The following is a 1,114-nucleotide window of genomic DNA, read 5'->3' as shown; positions in this document are numbered from 1 at the left end:
CTAGGAGCTGTACGGAGTTCGGATCTTCGTGAGGCTCGATGGTGTGCGGGCCTGGGCTGGTAGAACTCGCGTGTGGCGCGTTTTGATGTGACGGATGCCGAGTGGGCTTTGATCGAGGAGTGTCTGCCGGTCGCGGCGACCGGTCCGCTGCCCCGGCGGGTGCGGGATCAGTTCAACGGGGTGTTGTGGCGGTTTCGCACCGGCTGCGGTTGGCGTGATGTGCCGGAGCGCTACGGGGCCTGGTCGACGGTGTACTCACGGTTCAACGCCTGGTCGAAGGCCGGGGTGTTCCAGGCACTGATGGATGCCCTGATCGCGGAGGCGGCGACGCGTGGGCGGGTCGGCCTGGAACTGGTCAGTGTGGATTCCACGGTCGTACGCGCCCATCACGAATCGGCCGGACTGGCGATCGCCGGGGAGACCCTGGACGCCCTTGAACAGGCCCTGACCGAGGAAAAGGGGGTTCCGCTGCCGGAGCAGGGACCCGTCCTGCGGGTGACGCACCGCAGGCCAGACCCGGTGCGGGCTCCGCAGAGGAGGCGAACTGGGACCGTGCTGCGACGCGTCAGCGTCGCCGGGCACGGGCGAAAGCGGCCGAACTTGGCCGGTCCAGAGGCGGACTGAGCAGCAAAATCCACGCCGCGGTCGACACGGCGGGACTGCCGCTGGTGTTCGTCCTGACCCCCGGGCAGGCCGCGGACAGCCCGCAGTTCCAGACGGTACTCGGCCGGATCCGGGTCCCAGGCTCACTCGGCCGGCCACGCACCCGACCCGCGGCGGTGGCCGCGGACAAGGCCTACTCGTCCAAGGCCAACCGCGCCTACCTGCGCAGACGCGGGATCACCGCCGTCATCCCGGAGAAGTCCGACCAGGCCGCCAACCGGCGGAAGAAGGGCTCGGCCGGTGGTCGCCCTGTCGCCTTCGACTCGCACCGGTACCGGCAGCGCAACACCGTGGAGCGCTGCTTCCAGAGGCTCAAGGCCTGGCGCGGAATCGCCACCCGCTACGACAAGTCCCCCGAGAGCTACGCGGCAGGACTTCACCTTCGAGGATCGATCATGTGGCTGAAACACATCACCGCAGCCACATGATCCGAACCTCGAACAGCTCCTAG

The 1,114-nt window shown here is 68.4% G+C and carries 1 pseudogene; it reads left to right on the top strand.

Annotated features, from left to right (window positions below):
• Positions 1–72 precede the first annotated feature (72 nt).
• A pseudogene (locus ACFYX3_RS42045) lies at positions 73–1,091 on the top strand (IS5 family transposase).
• Positions 1,092–1,114: the final 23 nt, after the last annotated feature.

Source organism: Streptomyces sp. NPDC002463 (assembly GCF_042889835.1).
Classification (GTDB): Bacteria; Actinomycetota; Actinomycetes; order Streptomycetales; family Streptomycetaceae; genus Streptomyces; species Streptomyces nymphaeiformis.
The sequence above is the reverse complement of the archived record's forward strand: the minus strand, read 5'-3'. Positions and strand labels throughout refer to the sequence as shown.